Origin of the sequence: Streptomyces sp. NPDC048664, from assembly GCF_040650555.1 — a bacterium.
Lineage (GTDB): Bacteria > Actinomycetota > Actinomycetes > Streptomycetales > Streptomycetaceae > Streptomyces.
In genome coordinates this window covers 33,839-56,281 of record NZ_JBEZHK010000025.1, presented here as the reverse complement: position 1 = coordinate 56,281, position 22,443 = coordinate 33,839, and the positions used below count along the sequence as shown (strand labels likewise).

Below are 22,443 nucleotides of genomic sequence, written 5' to 3'. Positions count from 1 at the left end.
CATGGGCTGGGGCCGTGCGGCGGGGCCGGGCGCCCGGCCCGGAGGCTACGCGTCCGGGCGGACCACCCCCAGGATCGGCATCGAGCCGGCGCCCGTGATCGTCACCGTGCGGCCCGGGCGGGGGGAGTGCACGATCGCGCCGTCGCCGATGTACATCGCCACATGGCTGGCGTCGGAGAAGTAGATGACCAGGTCACCGGGGCGCATGTCCTTGATCGCGACGTGCCTGAGCTGCTTCCACTGCTCCTGCGAGGTGCGCGGGATGGGATCGCCGGCCGCGGCCCACGCCTGGGACGTCAGGCCCGAGCAGTCGAAGGACTTGGGGCCCTCGGCCCCCCATACATACGGCTTGCCGATCTGGTGGGTGGCGAACTGGACGGCCTTCCTGCCCTCCGCGGACGCCTTGCCGCTGATGTCCTTCAGTATCCCGGAGCTGAGCCAGGCCGTCTGTGCCTTGTAGGCGGCCTCGTCCTCGAGTTTCCGCAGCCGCTCCTGCTCCTGCTTCTTCAGCTGCGACTGGAGCTTCTCCGCCGCGTCGATCTGCGTCTGGATCTTCTTCTTGGCCTCGGCCTTGGCCTTGCGGTTCGCCTCCAGCGCGTCCCACTGGGCGGCGGCGTCGCGCGCGTACTGCTTCAGGTCCTTCTGCGTGCGCGTCATGTCGGCGAGCATCTCCTCGGTCGCGCGCTCGCCCTGAATCGCCGTGCCCGCGCCGTCGAGGAACTCCTGCGGGTCGTCGCTCAGCCAGAGGCGGACCCCCGGCGGCAGGCCACCACCGCGGTACTGCGCCCGGGCGGCGGCGCCCGCGCGGTCCTTCAGCCGGGCCAGTCTCTCCTGGCCCTTGACGATCTCCTTGGCCAGCCGCACGATCTGCGTCGACTGCCGCTTGCTCTTCTCCTCGGCCGCGTTGTACGCGTCGGTGGCGACCGCCGCGTCGTGGTAGAGCTGATCGAGCTTCTCGCGCACGACCTCGAGACGGCCGCCGTCCGCGGCGCTACCGGCCGCCCTCGTCGCGTCAGGGCTCCCGGAAGGCGCGGGTCTCGGCGCGGGCCGGCCCGGAGTCGCGTATGCCGCTCCTGGTGCGCCCAGCACGGTGACCGTGCAGACCAGGGCGATGGCCGCCGTGGTCAGGGTCCGCTTCCCGGATCCCATATCTCGCCCCTAAATCTGATTTACCGTCAGTAACGTGTAGACGCCTGGGGATCGTGCCACGCGGAGGGACAAAGTGACAGTGGCGGGACTCCAGCACGCCAAAATCTCCCTCTCCTGCCGCACCCGTACGACGATCTCCCTCCCCGGCAGCTTTTCGTACGGTGATCTCTCCGCGCGTCTGACGTGGAAACCCGGAAGATCGTTCCCCTCTCGGGTCGTGGCGGAGGTCGCCGCGGCCCTGGCGGGCGGCTTTCCGGTCGGGTCCGCGCGCCTCAGCTGCCAGGCGCCAACGCCCCCCAGGCGAGGGTGACTTCACCCTGTCGCCAGCGTGTCGGGCCGTCGGTGACGGGCCAGGTGCCCGCCAGGTCGCGGACCGTGCGTATCCAGCGCTGGCGCGCGCCGTAGGAGGCGTAGGGCGCGGCGGCGGCCCAGGCGCGGTCGAAGTCGCGCAGGAAGGCGTGCACGGGCTCGCCCGGGACATTGCGGTGGATGAGCGCCTTCGGGAGCCGCTCGGCCAGGTCGGACGGGCGGTCCAGCGAGCCGAGGCGGGTGGCGAACGTGACGGTGCGCGGGCCCTCGGGGCCGAGCGCGACCCACACATGGCGGCGGCCGATCTCGTCGCAGGTGCCCTCGACCAGCAGCCCGCCCCGGGAGCCGGTCGCCGGGTCGGCGGGGGCGAGCCGGGCGCACAGCCGCTCCCAGACGGCGGCGACCTCGCCCTCCTCGTACTGCCGCAGGACGTTCGCCGCGCGGATCAGCTGCGGGCGTCCCGCGACGGGGATCTCGAAGCCCCCGTGCCGGAAGTCCAGCCCCTCACGGAGATACGGACGCGCGGCGGCGACTCTCGCGGGCTCGATCTCCACGCCGACCACGCGGGTGCGCGGCGCCGCGCCGCGCAGCCGGCACAGCAGCTCGACCGCCGTCCACGGGGCGGCTCCGTAGCCGAGGTCGACGGCCACGGGGTCCGTGGCGCGGCGGAGCTCGGCACCGTGGACCGCTGCGATCCAGCGGTCCATCCGGCGCAGCCGGTTCGGATTGGTCGTCCCGCGCGTCACCGTACCCACGGGGCGGGACGCGGCGCGGGTTGACATGCGTACGAGAGTAAGCGGGCCCGGGGGAGGCCGGGGCGCCCTGTGGACAAGCCTCCCCTCACAGCCCCCCCCCGCGTCCCCACACTCCCCGGCGCCCTGTGGACAACTCGGCCGACGCGCGTGCGCCCGGCCCGGGCCCGGCGGGGGTGGGCTATGGACGTATGAACACATGGGCGCATGAGCGTATATATCTCGAACGGTTGATCGAGATCAGGTAATGATTCAGCAAAGCCGCCCACAAAGGAAATGGAGCGCCCCTACATGGCGTTCGCCTTCTTGGAGGGCCCGCACGCCGTCCGCGAAGGCATGCCCGCACCATGGAGGAACGCCACGTGAGCCAGTACGTCAGCAGGCTCGGGCGTCGCTCACCGGCGGCCCCCTCACGGCTTCGTCTGCCGCACCGCAAGCCGCGCCGCGTCGCCATGCTCTCCGTGCACACCTCGCCGCTCCACCAGCCCGGCACCGGCGACGCAGGCGGCATGAACGTCTACATCGTGGAGCTGGCCCAGCGGCTGGCCGCGATCAACATCGAGGTCGAGATCTTCACCCGGTCGACCACGGCCGCCCTCCCGCCCACCGTCGAGCTCGCCCCCGGCGTCCTCGTCCGGCACGTCGACGCCGGCCCCTACGAGGGCCTGGCCAAGGAAGAGCTCCCGGCCCAGCTCTGCGCCTTCACCCACGGCGTGATGCAGGCCTGGGCCGGTCACCGCCCCGGCTACTACGACCTGGTGCACTCCCACTACTGGCTCTCCGGCCATGTCGGCTGGCTGGCCGCCCAGCGCTGGGGCGCTCCGCTGGTGCACGCGATGCACACCATGGCCAAGGTCAAGAACGCCTCCCTCGCCGAGGGCGACAGTCCCGAGCCGACCGCCCGGGTCATCGGCGAGACCCAGATCGTGGGCGCCGCGGACCGCCTCATCGCCAACACCGACGAGGAGGCCGCCGAACTCGTACGGCACTACACGGCCGACCGCGAGAAGGTGGCCGTGGTCCATCCCGGGGTGAACCTGGAGCGCTTCCGCCCGGCCGACGGTCGAGCCGCCGCACGGGCCCGGCTCGGCCTTCCGCAGGACGCGCTGATCCCCGTCTTCGCGGGTCGGATACAGCCCCTCAAGGCCCCCGACGTGCTGCTCCGCGCCGTGGCCGTGCTCCTGGACGAGCGGCCCGAACTCCGCTCCCGCATCGTGGTGCCGGTCGTGGGTGGCCCGAGCGGCAGCGGTCTCGCCAAACCGGAGGGCCTGCAGAAGCTCGCCGCCCGGCTGGGCATCGCGGACGTCGTGCGCTTCCGGCCGCCGGTCGACCAGGAGCGGCTCGCGGACTGGTTCCGGGCCGCCTCCGTGCTGGTCATGCCGTCCTACAGCGAGTCGTTCGGGCTGGTGGCGATCGAGGCGCAGGCGACCGGGACGCCGGTGCTGGCGGCCGCGGTCGGCGGGCTGCCGGTCGCCGTGGAGGACGGGCGGACGGGGTTCCTCGTCCAGGGGCACGATCCCGCCGCCTACGCCCGCGTCCTGAGCCGCTTCGCCGACGACCCCGAACTGTGCGGGCGCATGGGCGACGCCGCGGCCCGGCACGCCCAGTGCTTCGGCTGGGACGCCGCCGCCTCGGCCACCGCCGGGGTCTACACCGCGGCCATGCAGGCCCACCGGCGCCGCGGCGCCCACCACGCCTGACCCGACCACGGGCCGACCAGGCCGCCTACTGCCCCGGCCGCCGCCTGACCCGACCACCGACTGTCCTGGCCGCCGACTGCCCCGGCCATCGCCTCCCCGGCCACCCGGCCGGCCCGGTCACGTACGCTCCGAGCATGTCTGAGTCTGACGAGCAGCGGGCGGCGCGGGTCATCGAAGGGGTCCTTCAGGACGCCGAACTGGAGTGGGAGAGTCCGCGCGCGGGCTCGTACGTCGTCAAGCTCCCCGGCACGCGCAAGCTGTCCACGACCCTCTCGCTGATCGTCGGCAAGCACTCCCTCTCCCTCAACGCCTTCGTGATCCGGCACCCCGACGAGAACGAGCCCGCGGTGCACCGGTGGCTGCTGGAACGCAACCTCAAGCTGTACGGGGTGAGTTACTCCGTCGACCAGCTCGGCGACATCTACCTCACCGGACGGCTGCCACTGGCCGCCGTCACCGAGGACGAGCTGGACCGGCTGCTCGGCTCCGTCCTGGAGGCGGCGGACGGCAGCTTCAACACGCTTCTGGAACTTGGCTTCGCGTCCGCGATCCGCAAGGAGTACGAGTGGCGGGTGTCCCGCGGTGAGTCCACCCGCAACCTGGAGGCCTTCAGCCATCTGACCCGGCGCTCGGACGGCTGACCTCGCGCACTCCGCGGGCCGCCCGGCGAGCGAGTCACCCTTCCCGCGCCTCCTGAGGGGCGAACCGTTCGAGCAGCAGGGCCAGGCGCTCGTCGTGCTGCTCACGGGGCAGCCGACCGCTGCGCATCAGCGTGAGCAGCCCGTGCAGCGCCGCCCACACCGTCTCGGTGAGGACGCTCGGGTCGTCCTCGCCCACGGCGAGCGGGGCGATGGCCAGGCGCAGCTCGGCGAAGGCGGAGTGCAGTGCCGCGGGTGCGCCGGGCGTCGCGAACGGCAGGTCCACGATGTGCGTGAACATCACGTCGTACAGCGCCGGCCGCCGCTCGCAGAAGTCGACGTACGCCCTGCTCACGGCGGTGAGCGCGGCCCTCGGCGTGGATGCCGTGGCGCGTGCCGCGCGCAGTTCGACGGTCACTTCCTCGAAGCCCTGCACGGCGACGGCCGCCATGATCGCGTCCTTGCCCTTGAAGTGGCTGTAGAGGACGGGCTGGCTGTACTCGACCTCGGCGGCCAGGCGGCGTGTGGTCACCGCGTCCCACCCTTCGGCCTCCGCGAGTTCCCGCGCGGCCGTGACGATCAGCCGCTCTCTCTCCGCTCGTTCGCGCTCGCGGCGCGTGTGGATGGTCATGCCTGGATTCTAGCAGTGCTAGTGCTCATGTCGACGCTATGCTAGCGTCGCTTCATCAACTAGCGGCGCTAGCAAGGAGTTCAACATGCTGCACACCACCGCCTACGGCCTCGCTGTTCTCCTCGACCTGTTCGTCCTGCTCATCGGTGCGCGCTTCCTGTTCCAGCCCCAGGCTGCCGCCACCGGCTACGGCGTGCCCGTCAAAGCGGACGGGGACCCCGCCTACCTGGAGATCAAGGGACTGCGCGACGCCGTCTCCGGCATACTCGGACTCGCACTTCTGGCCTTCGCCGGGGCGAGCGCGGAGGCCTGGTTCATGCTGGTCATCGCCCTGGTGCCGCTCGGCGACACGGTGATCGTGCTGCGCAACGGCGGCACGCGAGCCACCGCCTTCGGCATCCACTTCGCCACCGCGGTGGTGGTGCTCGCGTCCGCCGCACTGCTCTTCGCCCTCTGATCGCGTCTTCGCCCTCTGACCGCGCACGGCACGACTCACCGGAGCCGCACGGCTCACCGGGGCCGCACCGCAACGCGGGAGCGCGCCGGAACGCGAACACCGCAGAACGAACGGGGAATTCACATGTCGCTCATCGTCCCGGACTTCCATGCGTCCGTGATCGTCCGCTCCGCCGACGCGGAGCTGGTCGGCCGGGCCCCCACGACCGTACGACTGCTGGCCGACAGCAGCGCGACCGGCGGGGCGCTGTCCACACAGCGGGTCACCCTCGCGGCCGGCGCGGACGGGGCGCGGCCCCACCGCCACGACGGCTCGGCCGAGATGTTCTACGTCCTGGACGGCGCGGCCCAGTTGCTGTCCGGCGACCAGGTGGTCACCGCGGAGGCCGGTGACCTGGTCGTGGTGCCGCCGGGCCTGCCGCACGCCTTCTCCGCCGCGCCCGGCCAGGACGCCGACCTCCTGATCGTCATCACCCCGGGCGTCGAACGCTTCGAGTACTTCCGCCATCTGGAGCGCATCGGGCTGGGCAAGGTGCCGCCGGAGTCGCTGCTGGAGGTCCAGGAGCTGTACGACACGTACTTCCTGACGAGCGAGGTGTGGGACCGCCGCTGACGCCCACGCGCCGGCGGGCGTCACCGTGACGAAGGGGGCACCCTCTGTCGGGGTGCCCCCTCAGGCCGTACCGGCCTCCGCCGCGGCCTCATGTCGCGCCGACGCCGACCGCTCCGGCACCGCCGCCTCGCCCGCCCCCTCCGGAGCCGCGTCCGGACCCTGCTCCTTCGGGAGGCGGCGCATCAGCACCCCGTACCCGACCGCGGCGGCCACGCCGACGGCCGCGCACATACCCCAGAGCCATCGCGCGCCGAGCCGGTCGATGACGAGGCCGGACATCACCGGGGCGATCAAGCCCGCCACCGCCCACGACAGGGTGTACATGCCCTGGTAGCGGCCCCGCCCGTGCACGGGGGAGAGGCGTACGACGAGACCGGTCTGGGTCGGCGCGTTGACGATCTCCGCCAGCGTCCACACGCAGACGGTGAGCGCGAAGACGCCGACCGAGCCCGCGAAGGCGGTCAGACCGAAGCCGAACCCGGCCAGCAGGGACGAGAGCACCAGCAGCCGGCGTGGATCGCGACTCTCGATGAGGCGGGTGACCGGGATCTGCAGCGCGACGATCAGCACACCGTTGACGGCGATGGCCGTGCCGTAGTCGGCGGACGTGAAACCGGCCCGGCCCATGGCCACCGGAAGCCCCACCGACCCCTGCTGGAAGACGAGCGCGACCAGGAAGGACAGGCCGACCACGCTCATGAAGCGGCCGTCGCGCACGACGGTGCCGAGCCCCACGCCGTCCTGCGCGGCCTCCTTCCTGTTCTGCGTCGGCCGGGACTCGGGCAGCTTGGCGAAGACGACGACGGCGCAGACCAGCGTCATCCCCGCCTCGATCAGGAACCCGGCGAGATAACTGAACTCGGCGATGAACCCGGCGGCCATGGAGGAGACGGCGAAGCCGAGGTTGATCGCCCAGTAGTTGAGGGAGAAGGCGCGGATACGGTCCTCGGGCCGGACGATGTCGGCCATCATCGCCTGCACGGCCGGCCGGGAGGCGTTGCTCGCCATGCCCACGAGGAAGGCGACGCCGGCGATCGCGACCGGGTGGTGCATGAAGCCGAGCAGGGCGACGAAGAGGGCGGTCGACGACTGGGCGACGAGAAGGGTCGGCCGACGCCCGAGTCGGTCGGTCATCACCCCCGCGCCGAGAGAGGAGACGACCCCGCCGAGCCCGTGCAACGAGGCGACGAGACCGGCGTACGAGGCGGAGTAGCCGCGGCCCAAGGTCAGGTAGAGCGCCATGAAGGTCGCGACGAAGGCGCCGAGGCGGTTGACGAGCGTGCTGGTCCACAGCCACCAGAACTCGCGGGGGAGCCCGGAGACGGTCTCGCGGGCGGCACGTCTGACAGAGGCGAGTGAGATGGCGGACCCCCACGGATGAACGCAAATGTAAGTGGTACAGACAGTAGGCACACCTTACGAAGGCGGGGCCGTGGGGGCCAGTCATTTAACAGAAGCCGCCAACTGTCCGGCGGTCGGGCGGACGCGCGAGCGCTCCCGGGGTTCGATTACGCTCAGAGCCATGGCCGACGCACCGTACAAGCTGATCCTCCTCCGTCACGGCGAGAGCGAGTGGAACGCGAAGAACCTGTTCACCGGCTGGGTGGACGTCAACCTGAACGAGAAGGGCGAGAAGGAGGCGGTCCGCGGCGGTGAGCTGCTGAAGGACGCCGGCCTGCTGCCCGACGTGGTCCACACCTCGCTCCAGAAGCGCGCGATCCGCACCGCGCAGCTCGCGCTGGAGTCCGCCGACCGCCACTGGATCCCGGTGCACCGCACCTGGCGCCTGAACGAGCGCCACTACGGCGCGCTCCAGGGCAAGGACAAGGCGCAGACGCTCGCCGAGTTCGGCGAGGAGCAGTTCATGCTGTGGCGCCGGTCCTACGACACCCCGCCCCCGCCGCTCGAGGACGGCTCGGAGTTCTCCCAGTCGGGCGACCCGCGCTACGCGTCGATCCCGCCGGAGCTGCGCCCCCGTACGGAGTGCCTGAAGGACGTCGTCCACCGGATGCTCCCCTACTGGTACGACGGCATCGTCCCGGACCTGCTGACCGGCCGCACGGTCCTGGTCGCGGCCCACGGCAACAGCCTGCGCGCCCTGGTCAAGCACCTGGACGGCATCTCCGACGCCGACATCGCGGGCCTGAACATCCCCACGGGCATCCCGCTGTACTACGAACTCGACGCCGACTTCAAGCCGCTCACCCCGGGCGGCAGGTACCTCGACCCGGCCGCCGCCGCGGCAGCGATCGAGGCGGTCAAGAACCAGGGCAAGAAGAAGTAGTCGCCCACGAGTAGGCCCCCTCTCCGTGGAGAGGGGGCCTTTCTCTTGACCTGGGTCGGTAATATTGGCTCATCCTTCTTGGATGCGGATGTGCTCCACGAGAGCACTGAATTCAGAACTCAACTCGTCCAGGGAGAGGCCGACGGTGCCAAGATACGTGGGAAGACCCCATTCCCGTACCAGCTCCTCGTACGTCCTTCCCAGTGAGTTCATCCCCTGCCAGGTGGAGCGGATAGAGGTGAGCAGATCGGATGCCGCGTATTGCTCGACGTCATCTACGTGGAACTTCCAGCCAATTCGATGAATCGCCGTGCTGTCGCCGGAGAAGAGGTCCTTGTAGCCTGCGAGTATGGCGTGATACCGCCTCAGGAGGAGCCACCCGCAGTCGTTCCACACGTCAAGGGCCAGAAGGCGCTTGCAGAACCGGCTTGCGAGATCCGTGACAAGGTCCGCCTCCTGGCCGGGCGCAGGTGACAGTTCGGCGCGCTCGATCGCGTACGCCAGCTCATTGTTCTGGTACGAGGCCACGTTGAACAGGTGCATCAGCTTGGCCCGCTTCCCGTACTGCCGCAGAAGAGTCATCGCGGGAGGAGTGGGAACGCGGTTCATGACCGGTATGTAAATGCGCTTCGCGGTCTTGCTTCGCCATTCCGGATCTTCGATATCCAAAACGCGATCTATGTAGTCTGTCAGACTCACGACATAGACCTGCTGCTGATCCAAGGGGGTCAAGAACAGTACGACGGCGACGCTCGCGCCCATCGCTTCGACCGTCAGGAGCTCGTTCACCTCCAGGTCGTAGGCGATGGCCTTGAAACGCACGGCGTGCGTACTGGAAGATGTAGCGCCCGTCTCCCTCTTGGGGAGTAGGGGGTTGTGGCGCGCTTCGGCGACTTTGCTGACCAGGTTGGTCCTCTTGATGGATTTCAGCTGAAAGAAGATGTGCTCGCCGAGGGTTTCGAAAGTCGCGTCCTGCTCGTCGACAGGTTCGAAAATTTCTACCGTGCCGTCGATTCCGTAATCCGGCTTGTATTCATGAACAACCCACTGCTTTGGCAGCGCAGAGCGCAAAAGGGCGCCGGAGTCCTCTTCCATCACATGCCTGTAGTCGCGCCGCTTCCTGTGTGCCATCGCTTGATGCCTCCTGTGGCAAGGTTGCTGGCTTTGCTGCACTCCGATGCGCGTCAGCTGCTCGGGTGGTCCGCGGGCGGATCGATGTGCCTCGGGTCCGGCTGTGTCCCGGAGTTCGTCGAGAGGACCTCGCGGGCCTGTTCCGCGGCGCGCAGGATGCTTTCTCCGACGAAGTCCATGAAACGCGCGATGTTCTCCAGGCGGGCGGCGGCGGGGGTGCCGGCGCCGAGGACGGCGACTCCCTGGCGTGCGGTCTCGGCGAGTTGGACGGTGCCCCTGGCGCTGGCGATCGTGCCCTGGTACCAGACCTCGTTGTCCACGACGTAGCGCTCGCGGCGCCCTTCGTCGCGTTCCCGGCGGAGGAGGCCCTGGGCTTCGAGGAAGGAGACCGACTTCGAGACCGACGCGGGGCTCACCTCCAGGCGCCGTACGAGTTCGGACGCGGTGAGGCTGCCCGAGTCGGTGGTGAAGAGGCAGGTCAGCACGCGGGCCATCATCTTCGGCAGGCCCTGCTGCATGAACAGGGTGGTGAACACCTCCTCGTACGCGCGCACGGCCTCGGCGTCGCGTCCATGAGCCTGCGGGGGCGCCTGCGTGCCTCGGGGTGCCGCCTGCCCGCGACGGTGGGCGCGGTGTTCGGTGGCGCGGTGGGCCAGGTCGGCGCGGTAGGCGGCGGGGCCTCCGTTGCGCATCACCTCGCGCGTGACGGTCGAGGTGGGGCGGTCCAGCCGTCTGGCGATCTCCGCGTAGGCGAGTCCGTCGGCCAGCCCCAGCGCGATCTGCTGGCGTTCCTGCTGGGTGAGCCTGCCTCCCGGCATCGCTGTCTCCCGGTTCCTTGTGCTCTTCGTGCTCGTCCTGCTGCCCCCTGTCGGTCACTGTAGCGTTCAGCGGCTTTCATTGCAACGAACTCTCGGAGTGATCGTTGCGTTGAATCTGCAGTCATTGCAATGATTTGTTGCTTCTGAGCTGCGGTGATGATGTCTGCTTGCAACGATGTTGTTGTCAGATCCATGAACGCAACGTAGCGTTTCCAGTGTCGGAAACATCACGCAAGAGGAGAGCACGATGCAGAAGTTCGACACCACCGCCCCGATCTCCGTCGTCCTCGACGTCCCCGCCGGGCGCGTGCAGTTCATCGCCGCCGACCGGGCCGACACCGCGGTCGAAGTCCTGCCCCTGGACGCCTCGAAGGGGCGTGACGTGAAGCTGGCGGAGCTGACCGCGGTCGCGTACGGCGACGACGGTGTGCTCCGGATCGACGCCTCGGCGAGGAACCAGGTCTTCGGCAACTCCGGTTCCGTCGAGGTGACCGTGCGACTGCCCGCCGGTTCCCGGGTCGAGGCGAAGGCGGCCGCCGCCGAGTTCCGGGTCGTCGGACGACTCGGTGACGTCGTCTTCGACGGCGCGCACGGCGCCGTCAAGATCGACGAGGCCGCGAGCGTCCGTCTCACCACCGCCGCCGGAGACGTGTCGGTCGGCCGGCTGGACGGCCCCGCCGAGATCAGCACCGCCAAGGGCGACATCCGGATCGCCGAGGCCGTGCGCGGCACGGTCGTCCTGCGCACCCAGGCCGGTGACGTGTCGGTCGGCGTCGCCGCCGGAGTCTCCGCCTCCCTGGACGCCGGCACCGCCTACGGCCGGATCAGCAACGCGCTCAAGAACGCCGACGGTGCCGCCGCCGGCCTGACCATCCACGCGACCACCGCCTACGGCGACATCGACGCCCGCAGCCTCTGAGGAGCACCCACCATGACCGACCTGGCCATCGCGGCGAACGAACTGCGCAAGTCCTACGGCGACAAGGTCGTACTCGACGGCGTCGACCTGGCCGTCCCCGAGGGGACGATCTTCTCCCTGCTCGGCCCGAACGGCGCCGGCAAGACCACCGCCGTCAAGATCCTCTCCACCCTGCTGTCCCCCGACGCCGCCGGCGGCGAGATCCGCGTCGGCGGCCACGACCTCGCCGCCGATCCGCAGGCGGTCCGGGCCGCGATCGGCGTCACCGGGCAGTTCTCGGCCGTCGACGGCCTGATCACCGGCGAGGAGAACATGCTCCTCATGGCGGACCTGCACCACCTCTCCCGGCGCGACGGCCGCCGCACCGCCGCCGAGCTGCTGGAACGGTTCGGTCTGGCCGAGGCCGCGAAGAAGCCCGCCTCCACCTACTCCGGCGGGATGAAGCGCCGCCTCGACATCGCGATGACGCTGGTCGGCGACCCCAGGATCATCTTCCTGGACGAGCCGACCACCGGACTCGACCCCCGCAGCCGCCACACCATGTGGCAGATCATCCGCGAACTCGTCGCCGACGGCGTCACCGTCTTCCTCACCACGCAGTATCTGGAGGAGGCCGACGAACTCGCCGACCGCATCGCCGTGCTCCACGGCGGCAGGATCGCGGCCGAGGGCACCGCCGAGGAACTGAAGCGGCTCGTCCCGGGCGGGCACGTCCGGCTCCGCTTCACCGACCCGGCCCTCTACCAGGGCGCCGCGGCCGCGCTGGGCCACGCCACCCGCGACGACGAGTCCCTCACGCTGCACGTCCCGAGCGACGGCGGCCAGCGCGCGCTGCGCTCGCTGCTCGACCGGCTGGACGCGGCCGGCGTCGAGGCGGACGAACTGACCGTGCACACCCCCGACCTCGACGACGTGTTCTTCGCCCTGACGGACACCGACCCGGCGCCCCACCGGTCCGGCCTGCCCGCCCAGTCCAGCCCCTCTGCCCCTGCTCCCGCCCCTGCCGGCCAGTCCGAGGAGTCCGCCCGATGAGCTCTCTCTCCCTCGCCCTGCGTGACTCGTCCACGATGCTGCGCCGCAACCTCCTGCACGCCCGGCGCTATCCGTCCCTCACCCTGAACCTGCTGCTCACCCCGATCATGCTGCTCCTGCTCTTCGTCTACGTCTTCGGCGACGTGATGAGCGCGGGCATCGGCGGCGGCGCCCCGGACCGTTCCGCCTACATCGCGTACATCGTCCCGGGCCTGCTGCTGATGACCATCGGCAGCACGGTGGTCGGCACCGCGGTCTCCGTCGCCACCGACATGAGCGAAGGCATCATCGCCCGCTTCCGCACGATGGCGATCCACCGGCCCTCGGTGCTCATCGGGCATGTCGTGGGCAGCGTGCTGCAGTCGGTCATGAGCGTGGTCCTCGTGGGCGCCGTCGCCGCGGCGATCGGCTTCCGGTCCACCGGCGCCGGTGTGCTGGAGTGGCTCGCGGCGTTCGGGCTGCTCGTGCTCTTCACCCTGGGGCTCACCTGGATCGCGGTCGGCATGGGACTGGTCAGCCCGAACGCCGAGGCGGCGAGCAACAACGCGATGCCGCTGATCCTGCTGCCGCTGCTGTCGAGCGCCTTCGTCCCGGTCCACTCCATGCCCGGCTGGTTCCAGCCGATCGCCGAGTACCAGCCGTTCACCCCCGCCATCGAGACCCTCCGGGGCCTGCTGCTCGGCGGCGAGATCGGGCACAACGGGTGGCTGGCGGTGGCCTGGTGCCTGGGACTCGCGGTGCTCGGGTACGCCTGGTCGTCCTCGACCTTCAACCGTGACCCGAAGTGACGCCGGGGGCGGCAGCGCCGGCGGCAGCGGCGCCGTCAGTGGCGGCGCCGAGCGCGTGACGAACGAACGTGGGGGCGGTCCGGAGATGAATCCGGACCGCCCCCAGGCGGATCTCCGTCGACCTCGGCCGACCTCAGCCGAGGTCAGCTGGTCTCAGCCGACTTCCCAGCCGACTCCACGGCCTCAGCCGACCTCGGCCGATCTCCGCGGACCTCAGTGGTGGTGGCTCGCCCGGGCGAGGGCGGGCACGAAGCGCAGGGCGTCCAGGGTGCCCACGCCGGTGGCCATGTCGAAGCCGTTGACCGCCTTGTAGCCGGTGACGCCTTCGTAGCTGTTGTTCGTGCCGTCGTTGACGTCCACCAGGCCCGTGCTCTTGTCGTGGTGGGTCGAGCGCTTGTACAGGCTGTACAGCGCGTCGTGGATGTCACCCACCCGGTGGCCGGCCGCCTGGTCCGCGAGGGCGACGATGCCCGCGAAGAGCGGGCTGGCCTCGCTGGTGCCACCGGTGACGTCCCAGCCGGTGGCCGTCGGGTCGTAGCTGGAGTAGATCCAGGCGCCACCGTTGACCGCGGCGGCCATGGAGATGTCCGGGGTGCCGCGACGGCTGCCGACGACCTTGCGCACGCCGTCCTGGTACGACGGGCGGGCGAACACGTGGGACTGGCCGCCGCCGCCCGAGCCGTAGTCGTTGTAGACGCTGTCCGGCTTGGTGCGCAGGCCCTTGTCGTCCAGGTGGAGCTGGGTGCCGCCGATGGAGGTGACCAGCGGGTCCCCGGAGGGCCAGGAGTTGACGCGCTGCTTGTAGTAGCCCTTGCCGTCGGCGGTGCTGTCGGTCGCGCCGCCGTCACCGGAGGAGGCGAGCACCGTCACGTTGTGCTTCTTGGCGTCCTTGAAGGCGTACCGCAGGTTCTCGATGCTGCGGACCGAGTGGTCGCCCTTGCCGAAGCCGGGGAACGTGTTCTCGGTGGCGCCGAAGCTCTGGCTGATGACGTCGCCGACGCCGTGGTCGATCATGTACTTCTCGGCGTTCATCATCTCCGGCAGACCGGTGGTGCCCTCGGTCTCGGCGACGGCCGTCTCCACCAGGACGATCTTGGCGTCGGGTGCCACGGCGTGGGCCATCTCGACGTCCAGCGTGGACTCGCCGGCCCAGCCGGTCATGTCCTGGTTCTTGGGGTCGAAGGCGGGGACGTGGCCCCACTTGACGACCTTCACCTTGCTGCTGGGCAGCCCGAACTGCTTGCTGTAGACGTCGAGGTCGTGCTGGATGGTCGGGGAGCCGTAGGAGTCGACGATGACGATCGTCCGGCCCTTGCCCGTGACGCCCTTGCGGTACAGCGCGTTCAGGTTGTACGCGGTGCGGTACTGCAGCGGGGTGTAGCAGTTGATCTTCCACTTGGCCTGGCACTGCTCGCTGGAGAGCGGGCTGCTCACGTTGTGGGCCAGGATGTTCCCGGCGATGGCCGGGGTGGCCGCGGTGTGCGGCACGGCGGCGTGGGCCACGGTGGCGGCACCGGTGAACGGGGCGGCGGCCAGCGCGGAGACGACGAGGGCGGCGGTCGCGGCGGAAGCCGCGAGGCCCTTGCCGGAGCGGGCTATGTGCATGTATCCCCCTGATTGGTCGGAGTCGCACGGAGAGGTCTACGCGCATCTCATCTAGTGGGTCATGCACAGGACAAGACTATTGAACTGTCGATTCCTATTCCTTTACCCAAAATGCACCCGGGGTCATGGAACGGGCAAGTGATGGCAAGGAGCCGGGAGGCGCGGGGGCGGACGGCGCGAGGGGCCCCGGCGGTGCGCCGGAGCCCCTCGGTGGTCGTGCCGGGTGTTCCTCGGTGGTGCCGTACGACGGGTGCGTGCGGGAGTGCGGGTGCGTGCGAGTGCGCCGTCAGCCGCACTGGCAGGGGGCGCCCGCCTGACATCCGCATCCGCACCCGGAACCGCAGCCGCACGCGCCGAGCAACGGGATGCTCTTGATCTCGACGGGCTGCTGGGTCTCGCGCTCCTGCGTGGGATCGGGCGTGCTGGGGGTTTCGGCCATGGGTCTCTCCTCAGACTCGTGCCTGTCCCTCAGTTCATGCCCTCGCAGGCGGGCGCATCAACGGCGCACGGATGCTCGCGCACACCCGCACGCACTCCGCACCCCCCGAGCGGCCCCCTTCGAGCCGGCTCAGGTGCCGTCGACGCCCGTGGCCGGCGGCTGGATCTCGTCCGCGTGCTCACCCGTCACCAGGTAGATCACCCGCTTGGCCACCGACACCGCGTGGTCGGCGTACCGCTCGTAGTAACGGCCCAGCAGGGTGACGTCCACGGCGGTCTCTATGCCGTGCTGCCAGCGGTCGTCGATCAGGTGCTGGAACAGCGTGCGGTGCAGCAGGTCCATCTCGTCGTCGTCGTGCTCCAACTGGAGGGCCAGGTCGACGTCCTTGGTGACGATCACCTCCGCCGCCTTCGCCATCAGGCGCTGGGCGAGCTGCCCCATCTCCAGGATGGTGGCGTAGAGGTCCTGCGGGACGGCCTGCGCCGGGAAGCGCAGCCGCGCCAGCTTCGCCACGTGCTGGGCCAGGTCGCCCGAACGCTCCAGGTCGGCGCTCATCCGCAGCGATGTCACGACGATACGCAGGTCCGTCGCCACCGGCTGCTGTCGCGCGAGGAGGGCTATCGCGCGCGCCTCCAGCTCGTGCTGCAGGCTGTCGACCTTCGCGTCGGCCTCGATCACGGCCTCCGCGAGCTTCAGGTCGGTGTCGAGGATGGCCGTCGTGGCGCGCCCGATCGCCGACCCGACAAGGCGGGCCATCTCGACCAGGCCCTCGCCGATCGAGTCAAGTTCCTCGTGGTACGCGTCCCGCATCAGGTGTCCCTCTCTTACGTCTGCTTCGTGGGCCGGGGGCTGGGGCCGGACCCGTCTTCGCCAGGGCGAACGCCCGAAGGCGGACACGGTGGCGAGCACGGCGGACAGGCGCCCTGAGGGCCCCACGCTCCCACGTTCTGGCTTGTACGCGACCGTTTGCGACATCTCAAATGAATCAACACTGGCCCCAAGGTGAACTCTGGGCGACGAGTGTTCGAGGTCGCACCCCGATGGCTGTGGACGGGGGCGGGGACGTGCCTAACCTGGGTGCATGGACGTGAACGCGGCGGTCGCCGCAGCTGCAGCGATCGCCGGGGTGCTGACCGGTGTCATCGCCATGCTGGCGTTCCGCTGGAGCGAGCGCGACCAGAAACGCCCCACCCGCACCTCTTTGCACACCGACCCCGTGCTCCCGCCCGGCGTGGACACGGTCCTGTCCGTGCTGCGCTCCTCGGCCGTCGTCCTGGACGAGGCCGACGCCGTGGTCAAGGCCAGCTCGGCGGCGTACGCCCTCGGGCTCGTGCGCGGCGGCAAGCTCGCCGTGGAGCCGATGCTCCAGATGGCGCGCGACACCCGACGCGACGGCGAGATACGCCAGGTCGAGCTGGACCTGCCGCGCCGCGGCACCGGACGCGGAGAGGCGCTCGCCGTCTCCGCCCGGGTCGCGCCGCTCGGCTCCCGGCTGGTGCTGCTGCTGGTCGAGGACCTCACCGAGGCCCGCCGCATAGAGGCCGTACGCCGGGACTTCGTGGCCAACGTCAGCCATGAGCTGAAGACGCCGGTGGGCGCCCTGTCGCTGCTCTCCGAGGCCGTGATGGACGCCTCCGACGACCCCGAGGCCGTGGAGCGCTTCGCGGGCCGGATGCAGATCGAGGCGACCCGCCTGACCAACCTCGTGCAGGAGCTCATCGACCTGTCGCGCGTGCAGAACGACGACCCTCTGGAGGACGCCGAACCCGTGCGCGTCGACGAGCTGGTCGCCGAGGCCATCGACCGCTGCCGCCACCAGGCCGGCACCAAGCAGATCACCATGGCCGCCGGCGGCACCGCCGACCTGCATGTGTGGGGCAACCGCGGCCAGCTCGCCGCCGCCCTCGGCAACCTCGTGGAGAACGCCGTCAACTACTCACCCGCCCGCACCCGCGTCGGCATCGCCGGCCGCAGGGTGTCCGCTCCCGGCGGGGACTTGATCGAGCTTGCCGTGACCGACCAGGGCATCGGCATCTCAGACAAGGACAAGGAGCGCGTCTTCGAGCGCTTCTACCGCGTCGACCCGGCCCGCTCCCGTGCCACGGGCGGCACGGGCCTCGGCCTCGCCATCGTCAAGCACGTGGCCGCCTCGCACGGCGGGGAGGTCACGGTGTGGAGCTCCGAGGGCCAGGGTTCCACCTTCACGCTGCGGCTGCCGGAGGCGGGCGCGGCCCGCGACCGTGCGACCGACCATCCGTCCGACCTCGACGACGAGGACGGCGGACCCGACGGGACGACCACCGTCTCATCCCCCTCATCCCCGTACGAACCGCTTCCCGCCCCGGAGGTCCTTCCGTGACCCGAGTGCTCGTTGTCGAGGACGAGGAGTCCTTCTCCGACGCCTTGTCCTACATGCTCCGCAAGGAGGGCTTCGAGGTCGCCATCGCGACCACCGGGCCCGACGGGCTCGACGAGTTCGAGCGCAACGGCGCCGACCTCGTCCTGCTCGACCTGATGCTGCCGGGGCTGCCCGGCACGGAGGTCTGCCGCCAGCTGCGTGGCCGCTCCAATGTCCCCGTGATCATGGTGACCGCCAAGGACAGCGAGATCGACAAGGTGGTCGGGCTGGAGATAGGGGCTGACGACTACGTCACCAAGCCGTTCTCCTCGCGGGAGCTGGTCGCCCGTATCCGGGCCGTCCTGCGCCGTCGCGGTGAGCCGGAGGAGGTGACGCCGGCGGCGCTGGAAGCCGGTCCGGTGCGCATGGACGTCGACCGCCACGTGGTCACGGTCGCCGGCTCCAAGGTCGACCTGCCGCTGAAGGAGTTCGACCTCCTGGAGATGCTGCTGCGCAATGCGGGCCGCGTGCTGACCCGTATGCAGCTCATCGACCGGGTCTGGGGCGCCGACTACGTGGGCGACACCAAGACGCTCGACGTCCACGTCAAGCGCCTGCGCGCCAAGATCGAGCCGGACCCGGGCGCCCCGCGCTACCTGGTGACGGTACGAGGCCTCGGCTACAAGTTCGAGCCGTAAACCCCACCCCGACACACACAGAGGGCGGCACCCCCAGGGGCGCCGCCCTCACAGGGCTTCAGGGGCGCGGGCAACCGCACCGACGGCACCACGGTCCAGGGGCGCGGGGAACGGCGCGACATCCCACGACGGACCGGTCACACGGCGACGCGCCGGCGGCACTACATTCAGGGGCGCGGGGAACTGCGCAAAAACCCGCGACGCACCGGTCACACGACGACGCACTGGTAGCACCACCCGTTCGGGGGCGCGGGGAACTGCGCGAAAACCCGCGACGCACCAGTCACACGACAACGCGCCGGTGGCACCACATTCAGGGGCGCGGGGAACTGCGCAAGAACCCCCACGCCCCGGGCGCCGAACTACTCCCCGGCGGAGCCAGACGCGCTGGGCTTCCCCGACGGCGCCCCGGACCCCGACGCGGACGGCTTGGAGCCATGCCCCTTCGGGCTCGCGCTGGACGACGCCTCACCACCGGCCCCGCCGGAGGCGGACGCGGACGCGGACGGAGCCGACGGGATGTTGCTGGGCCCCCACTTGCTGAAGTAGCTCTCGGCCGGAACCACGAACGCCCCCAGGCTGACCGCACCGGTCTTGCTGAACGTGAACGTCAGCTTCTCGGCGCTCCCGTTCTGCACGGCGGAGCCAGGGCTGCTCAACGTGGCCGCCGCGTTCCCCTTGCCGCCGATGACGACGGAACCGAGCGCCGGAACGGTGATCTTGCCCCCGCCCTTGGCGGAGAGCTCCGCGGTGCCGCCGCCCTCCAGGCTGATCGAGTCCAACGTCTGGGGGCTCTGCCCGGAGTTGAAGACGGTCGCGGAGATCACGGCCGGCCCGGTGGCCTTCACGTCGGGCTGGGTGATGACGAGCGCGTTCTGGACCTTGATGTCCCCCACGCTCGTTTCCGCGTTGTCCGGCTTGATCTCAAGCGTCTGGGCGTTGTTGCCGGCACCGCACGCGGCGAGCGAGGCGATCGAGAACGCGATGGCGGCGGCGGCGAGGGCGCCGCGTCGAAGGCTGCTGCTCACGGCGGCGGCAACTCCTTGAACGTGGGCGGAGCAGGGTGACCCACGATTTAAAGCCACCCTAAGTGTCTGTCAGCGGCCATAGGTTACCGAGCCGTTCCCCGGCCGCCGCACCCGACCCTCCCCAAGGCCCCCACCTTCCCTCCAGCAGGGGGCACGCCACGCCTCCGCGTACCGTCCCCGCGTGCCGCCCGCGGGGACCGCGCGCCGCCGTCGGGGACTTCGGTCCCGGTGCGGTACGACTTTGAGTTAAGTGCCTTACTCCCTGTGAAGAAATCCCCGTCCCGGGGTGTTACGGGAGAGGAATGTGTGGCGGCGGGGGAAATCGATCATCGGGCGGCAACCGGTGATCGTCGCGCAGCTTGATCAATTCCGGATTCGTCCCGGACTCGCCCCTGGCCACCGAACGGAGTAGCGGAAGTCGAGTGCTTGAGGGTGGGCAAACGGGGTCATTCGGGGCGCGCCCGGAGGCCGCTGGTGTGCGCGGGCACTGTGTGTCGCCCCGCCTGCACACTCCCTCCGACCTGCGGAAATCCCGCCCCGATCGCCCGTCGCAGCACGTTCCGGTTGCGGTTGTCAAGCCCCGAGATATGCCCTGACCTGCGAAAACGCCATTCAGGGGACGCGATTTTCGTGTTACCCTGGATAGCCACGGAAGGGGTACCTGTCACATGACGTTCAAGGTTGGCGACACCGTGGTCTATCCCCATCACGGGGCCGCGCTGATCGAGGCTATCGAAACTCGCCAGATCAAAGGCGTGGACAAGACCTACTTGGTGCTGAAGGTCGCCCAGGGCGACCTGACGGTACGTGTGCCAGCGGACAATGCGGAGTTCGTCGGCGTGCGTGATGTGGTCGGTCAGGACGGGCTGGACCGGGTCTTCGAGGTGCTGCGCGCACCGTACGCAGAGGAGCCCACGAACTGGTCGCGTCGCTACAAGGCAAATCTTGAGAAGCTCGCCTCCGGCGATGTCATCAAGGTCGCGGAAGTCGTGCGCGACCTGTGGCGTCGTGAGCGGGAGCGCGGACTGTCCGCGGGTGAGAAGCGGATGCTCGCCAAGGCCCGGCAGATCCTGGTCAGCGAGCTCGCCCTTGCGGAGAACACCAACGAGGACAAGGCGGAAGCGCTGCTCGACGAGGTCCTCGCGTCCTGACGCCCCACCCCTTCCGCCTGCCTCCCCGCCGGGGGCGTGACGGACGGACCGGCGACCAGCGCATATGAACATGCCGCGGTGCCCGATGACGCAGTAGCTGTTGCTGCTGCCGCCGGGCACCGCGGCATGTCTGTACCTGTGTCTGTTCTGAATGCCCACGACCTCGACGCCGCCGATCCGCGCGCTACCGCCCCCACCATGGGAAACCCCCCACCGGGGAAGCCCCCATACTGGGCGTGCCGGGCCCGGGCGGTCGGCTCGACCATCGGTCACGGAAGGGTCCGGTCGAGGTGTCGCGCCCGGCGCTTCCCCAGCTCCGGCCGGGGGCACCGACAAGGCCATACCCATTCCGGCCGAGCATACAAACCTGACAGGAACCGATGTCTGACGATTCGCGCCCTTCACCCACCGGAGTCCGTACGGCCGTCGTGATCCCGGCCGCAGGCAGAGGTGTACGCCTCGGACCGGGCGCCCCCAAGGCACTCCGCGCGCTGAACGGCACCCCCATACTCATCCACGCGGTGCGCGCCATGGCCGCCTCCCGTGCCGTCTCCCTCGTGATCGTCGTGGCACCGCCGGACGGAGCCGCCGAGGTCAAGTCGCTGCTCGACGCGCACGCCCTGCCCGAGCGGACGGACATCCTGGTCGTGCCCGGCGGCGACACTCGCCAGGAGTCGGTGAAGCGCGGCCTCGACGCGCTGCCGCCCGAGTACGGGATCGTCCTCGTCCATGACGCGGCCCGCCCGCTCGTGCCGGTGGACACGGTGGACACCGTCATCGACGCGGTACGGCAGGGGGCACCGGCCGTCGTGCCGGCGCTGCCACTCGCGGACACCGTCAAGGAGGTCGAGCCGGCCGCCGGACCCGAGCCGGTCCTCTCCACCCCGGACCGCTCCCGGCTGCGCGCCGTGCAGACCCCGCAGGGCTTCGACCGGGCGACGCTGATCCGGGCCCACGAGACGGTGACGGACGACGTCACGGACGACGCGAGCATGGTCGAGCAGCTCGGACTCCAGGTCGTGGCGGTCCCCGGGCACGAGGAGGCCTTCAAGGTCACCCGCCCGCTGGACCTGGTCCTCGCGGAGGCCGTGCTGGCCCGCAGGAGGCTCACCGATGGCTTCTGAGACGCCGCCGCTGCCCCAGGTGGGCATCGGAACCGACATCCACGCCTTCGAAGAGGGCCGTGAGCTGTGGTGCGCGGGGCTGAAGTGGGAGGGCGAGGGCCCCGGGCTCGCCGGCCACTCGGACGCGGACGTCGTCGCCCACGCCGCGTGCAACGCGCTGTTCTCGGCGGCGGGCCTGGGCGATCTCGGGCAGCACTTCGGCACGGGGCGGCCGCAGTGGTCCGGGGCGTCCGGGGTGACGCTGCTGACGGAGGCCGCGCGGATCGTGCGCGAGGCCGGATTCACGATCGGCAACATCGCGGTCCAGGTCGTCGGGCCCCGGCCGAAGATCGGCAAGCGCCGGGAGGAGGCGCAGGCGGTCCTCTCCGAGGCGGCGGGTGCGCCGGTGTCGGTGTCCGGCGCGACGACGGACGGGCTGGGGTTCCCGGGCCGCGAGGAGGGCCTGATGGCCGTCGCGACGGCCTTGGTCGCACGTACGAGCTGAACGGGGACCGCGACGGCTTTCGCGCAGTTCCCCGCGCCCCTGGTGAGGCGAGCCGGGGTGGATCTGTGCCCACGCGTCAGACCCCGACGCCCCACCCCAAGGCGCACCTGGAAGGGGCGCGAGGAACTGCGCGACCAGCCACAGCACACCCGCAGACGACGACGCACCGCCGTGGCACCCACCAAGGGGCGCGGGGAACGGCGCAAAGTCCACCCACGTGCCGCGGACAACGACGTGCCGCCAGGGGCACCCACCAAGGGGCGCGGGGAACTGCGCGAAAGCGCCCCGCCCCCGCGGACGGCGACATGCGGGTGGGACCCCGGCGTGCGAAGGTACCCGCACAAACCCCCGCACCC

23 protein-coding genes are annotated in these 22,443 nt (G+C 70.3%); 13 read left to right on the top strand and 10 right to left on the bottom strand.

The window, feature by feature from the left end; translation table 11 throughout:
- Positions 1-45: 45 nt before the first annotated feature.
- A complete protein-coding gene (locus tag AB0C59_RS24880; protein ID WP_363008159.1) occupies positions 46-1,149 on the bottom strand; it encodes an NlpC/P60 family protein in 1,104 nt (367 codons plus the stop codon).
- 272 nt (positions 1,150-1,421) lie between these two features.
- Complete coding sequence (locus AB0C59_RS24875; protein ID WP_363008157.1) at positions 1,422-2,240, bottom strand: class I SAM-dependent methyltransferase; 819 nt, start codon at positions 2,238-2,240, stop codon at positions 1,422-1,424.
- Between the two features lie 332 nt (positions 2,241-2,572).
- Here AB0C59_RS24875 and mshA point away from each other — a divergent pair, with 332 nt between their 5' ends.
- Both mshA and AB0C59_RS24865 read left to right on the top strand, forming a co-directional pair.
- Entirely contained in the window at positions 2,573-3,910 is a 1,338-nt protein-coding gene (gene mshA / locus AB0C59_RS24870; protein ID WP_363008155.1) for a D-inositol-3-phosphate glycosyltransferase, read from the top strand.
- Positions 3,911-4,044: 134 nt separating this feature from the next.
- On the top strand, positions 4,045-4,551 hold the full coding sequence (locus tag AB0C59_RS24865) for a YbjN domain-containing protein (RefSeq protein ID WP_363008153.1): 507 nt from the start codon (positions 4,045-4,047) through the stop codon (positions 4,549-4,551).
- Positions 4,552-4,585: 34 nt separating this feature from the next.
- Here AB0C59_RS24865 and AB0C59_RS24860 read toward each other — a convergent pair whose 3' ends face one another.
- The gene (locus AB0C59_RS24860; protein WP_363008151.1) at positions 4,586-5,179 is read right to left on the bottom strand and encodes a TetR/AcrR family transcriptional regulator; all 594 of its coding nucleotides are present in this window, start codon (positions 5,177-5,179) and stop codon (positions 4,586-4,588) included.
- 88 nt (positions 5,180-5,267) lie between these two features.
- Here AB0C59_RS24860 and AB0C59_RS24855 point away from each other — a divergent pair, with 88 nt between their 5' ends.
- On the top strand, positions 5,268-5,636 hold the full coding sequence (locus AB0C59_RS24855; RefSeq protein ID WP_363008286.1) for a DUF4267 domain-containing protein: 369 nt from the start codon (positions 5,268-5,270) through the stop codon (positions 5,634-5,636).
- Between the two features lie 123 nt (positions 5,637-5,759).
- A complete protein-coding gene (locus AB0C59_RS24850; RefSeq protein WP_363008149.1) occupies positions 5,760-6,248 on the top strand; it encodes a cupin domain-containing protein in 489 nt (162 codons plus the stop codon).
- 60 nt (positions 6,249-6,308) lie between these two features.
- On the opposite strand, the gene AB0C59_RS24845 is transcribed toward AB0C59_RS24850, so the two are convergent.
- Complete coding sequence (locus AB0C59_RS24845; RefSeq protein WP_363008284.1) at positions 6,309-7,610, bottom strand: MFS transporter; 1,302 nt, start codon at positions 7,608-7,610, stop codon at positions 6,309-6,311.
- Between the two features lie 160 nt (positions 7,611-7,770).
- On the opposite strand from AB0C59_RS24845, the gene AB0C59_RS24840 reads away from it, so the two are divergent.
- The gene (locus tag AB0C59_RS24840; protein WP_363008147.1) at positions 7,771-8,532 is read left to right on the top strand and encodes a phosphoglyceromutase; all 762 of its coding nucleotides are present in this window, start codon (positions 7,771-7,773) and stop codon (positions 8,530-8,532) included.
- A gap of 69 nt (positions 8,533-8,601) precedes the next feature.
- Here the strand turns inward: AB0C59_RS24840 and AB0C59_RS24835 are convergent, their stop codons facing one another.
- A complete protein-coding gene (locus tag AB0C59_RS24835; RefSeq protein WP_363008145.1) occupies positions 8,602-9,663 on the bottom strand; it encodes a DUF4365 domain-containing protein in 1,062 nt (353 codons plus the stop codon).
- Positions 9,664-9,716: 53 nt separating this feature from the next.
- The gene (locus AB0C59_RS24830; RefSeq protein WP_363008143.1) at positions 9,717-10,481 is read right to left on the bottom strand and encodes a helix-turn-helix domain-containing protein; all 765 of its coding nucleotides are present in this window, start codon (positions 10,479-10,481) and stop codon (positions 9,717-9,719) included.
- A gap of 247 nt (positions 10,482-10,728) precedes the next feature.
- Between AB0C59_RS24830 and AB0C59_RS24825 the strand changes: the two genes are divergently transcribed.
- From AB0C59_RS24825 to AB0C59_RS24815, 3 genes are read left to right on the top strand one after another with little or no spacing between them, the layout of a single operon-like run.
- Positions 10,729-11,400, top strand: coding sequence for a DUF4097 family beta strand repeat-containing protein (locus AB0C59_RS24825; protein WP_363008141.1), 672 nt, complete (start codon positions 10,729-10,731; stop codon positions 11,398-11,400).
- 12 nt (positions 11,401-11,412) lie between these two features.
- Entirely contained in the window at positions 11,413-12,432 is a 1,020-nt protein-coding gene (locus AB0C59_RS24820; protein ID WP_363008139.1) for an ATP-binding cassette domain-containing protein, read from the top strand.
- Complete coding sequence (locus AB0C59_RS24815) at positions 12,429-13,220, top strand: ABC transporter permease (protein ID WP_363008137.1); 792 nt, start codon at positions 12,429-12,431, stop codon at positions 13,218-13,220. Before AB0C59_RS24820 ends, AB0C59_RS24815 begins: the two co-directional genes overlap by 4 nt.
- A 213-nt stretch (positions 13,221-13,433) precedes the next feature.
- On the opposite strand, the gene AB0C59_RS24810 is transcribed toward AB0C59_RS24815, so the two are convergent.
- The 3 genes from AB0C59_RS24810 to phoU form a co-directional block, all read right to left on the bottom strand.
- Positions 13,434-14,825, bottom strand: a complete 1,392-nt coding sequence (locus AB0C59_RS24810) for a S53 family peptidase (protein WP_363008135.1) — start codon at positions 14,823-14,825, stop codon at positions 13,434-13,436.
- Positions 14,826-15,111: 286 nt separating this feature from the next.
- On the bottom strand, positions 15,112-15,264 hold the full coding sequence (locus tag AB0C59_RS24805) for a hypothetical protein (protein ID WP_363008133.1): 153 nt from the start codon (positions 15,262-15,264) through the stop codon (positions 15,112-15,114).
- Positions 15,265-15,393: 129 nt separating this feature from the next.
- Positions 15,394-16,074 (bottom strand): phosphate signaling complex protein PhoU, encoded by a 681-nt coding sequence (gene phoU / locus AB0C59_RS24800; protein WP_363008131.1) that lies wholly within the window; start codon positions 16,072-16,074, stop codon positions 15,394-15,396.
- Positions 16,075-16,345: 271 nt separating this feature from the next.
- Between phoU and AB0C59_RS24795 the strand changes: the two genes are divergently transcribed.
- Both AB0C59_RS24795 and AB0C59_RS24790 read left to right on the top strand, forming a co-directional pair.
- The gene (locus tag AB0C59_RS24795) at positions 16,346-17,623 is read left to right on the top strand and encodes an ATP-binding protein (RefSeq protein ID WP_363008129.1); all 1,278 of its coding nucleotides are present in this window, start codon (positions 16,346-16,348) and stop codon (positions 17,621-17,623) included.
- Positions 17,620-18,300 carry a response regulator transcription factor gene (locus tag AB0C59_RS24790; protein WP_040252049.1) on the top strand — a complete coding sequence of 227 codons (681 nt, stop codon included), beginning with the start codon at positions 17,620-17,622 and terminating at the stop codon, positions 18,298-18,300. The genes AB0C59_RS24795 and AB0C59_RS24790 overlap by 4 nt, the downstream gene beginning before the upstream one ends.
- Before the next feature lie 362 nt (positions 18,301-18,662).
- On the opposite strand, the gene AB0C59_RS24785 is transcribed toward AB0C59_RS24790, so the two are convergent.
- On the bottom strand, positions 18,663-19,328 hold the full coding sequence (locus tag AB0C59_RS24785; protein WP_363008127.1) for a DUF461 domain-containing protein: 666 nt from the start codon (positions 19,326-19,328) through the stop codon (positions 18,663-18,665).
- Positions 19,329-19,996: 668 nt separating this feature from the next.
- Here AB0C59_RS24785 and AB0C59_RS24780 point away from each other — a divergent pair.
- The 3 genes from AB0C59_RS24780 to ispF all read left to right on the top strand — a co-directional run bounded on the left by AB0C59_RS24780 (position 19,997) and on the right by ispF (position 22,087).
- Positions 19,997-20,479 carry a CarD family transcriptional regulator gene (locus AB0C59_RS24780; RefSeq protein WP_003953493.1) on the top strand — a complete coding sequence of 161 codons (483 nt, stop codon included), beginning with the start codon at positions 19,997-19,999 and terminating at the stop codon, positions 20,477-20,479.
- Between the two features lie 380 nt (positions 20,480-20,859).
- Positions 20,860-21,603 carry a 2-C-methyl-D-erythritol 4-phosphate cytidylyltransferase gene (gene ispD, locus AB0C59_RS24775; RefSeq protein ID WP_363008125.1) on the top strand — a complete coding sequence of 248 codons (744 nt, stop codon included), beginning with the start codon at positions 20,860-20,862 and terminating at the stop codon, positions 21,601-21,603.
- On the top strand, positions 21,593-22,087 hold the full coding sequence (ispF, locus tag AB0C59_RS24770) for a 2-C-methyl-D-erythritol 2,4-cyclodiphosphate synthase (protein WP_363008123.1): 495 nt from the start codon (positions 21,593-21,595) through the stop codon (positions 22,085-22,087). Before ispD ends, ispF begins: the two co-directional genes overlap by 11 nt.
- Positions 22,088-22,443 lie beyond the last annotated feature (356 nt).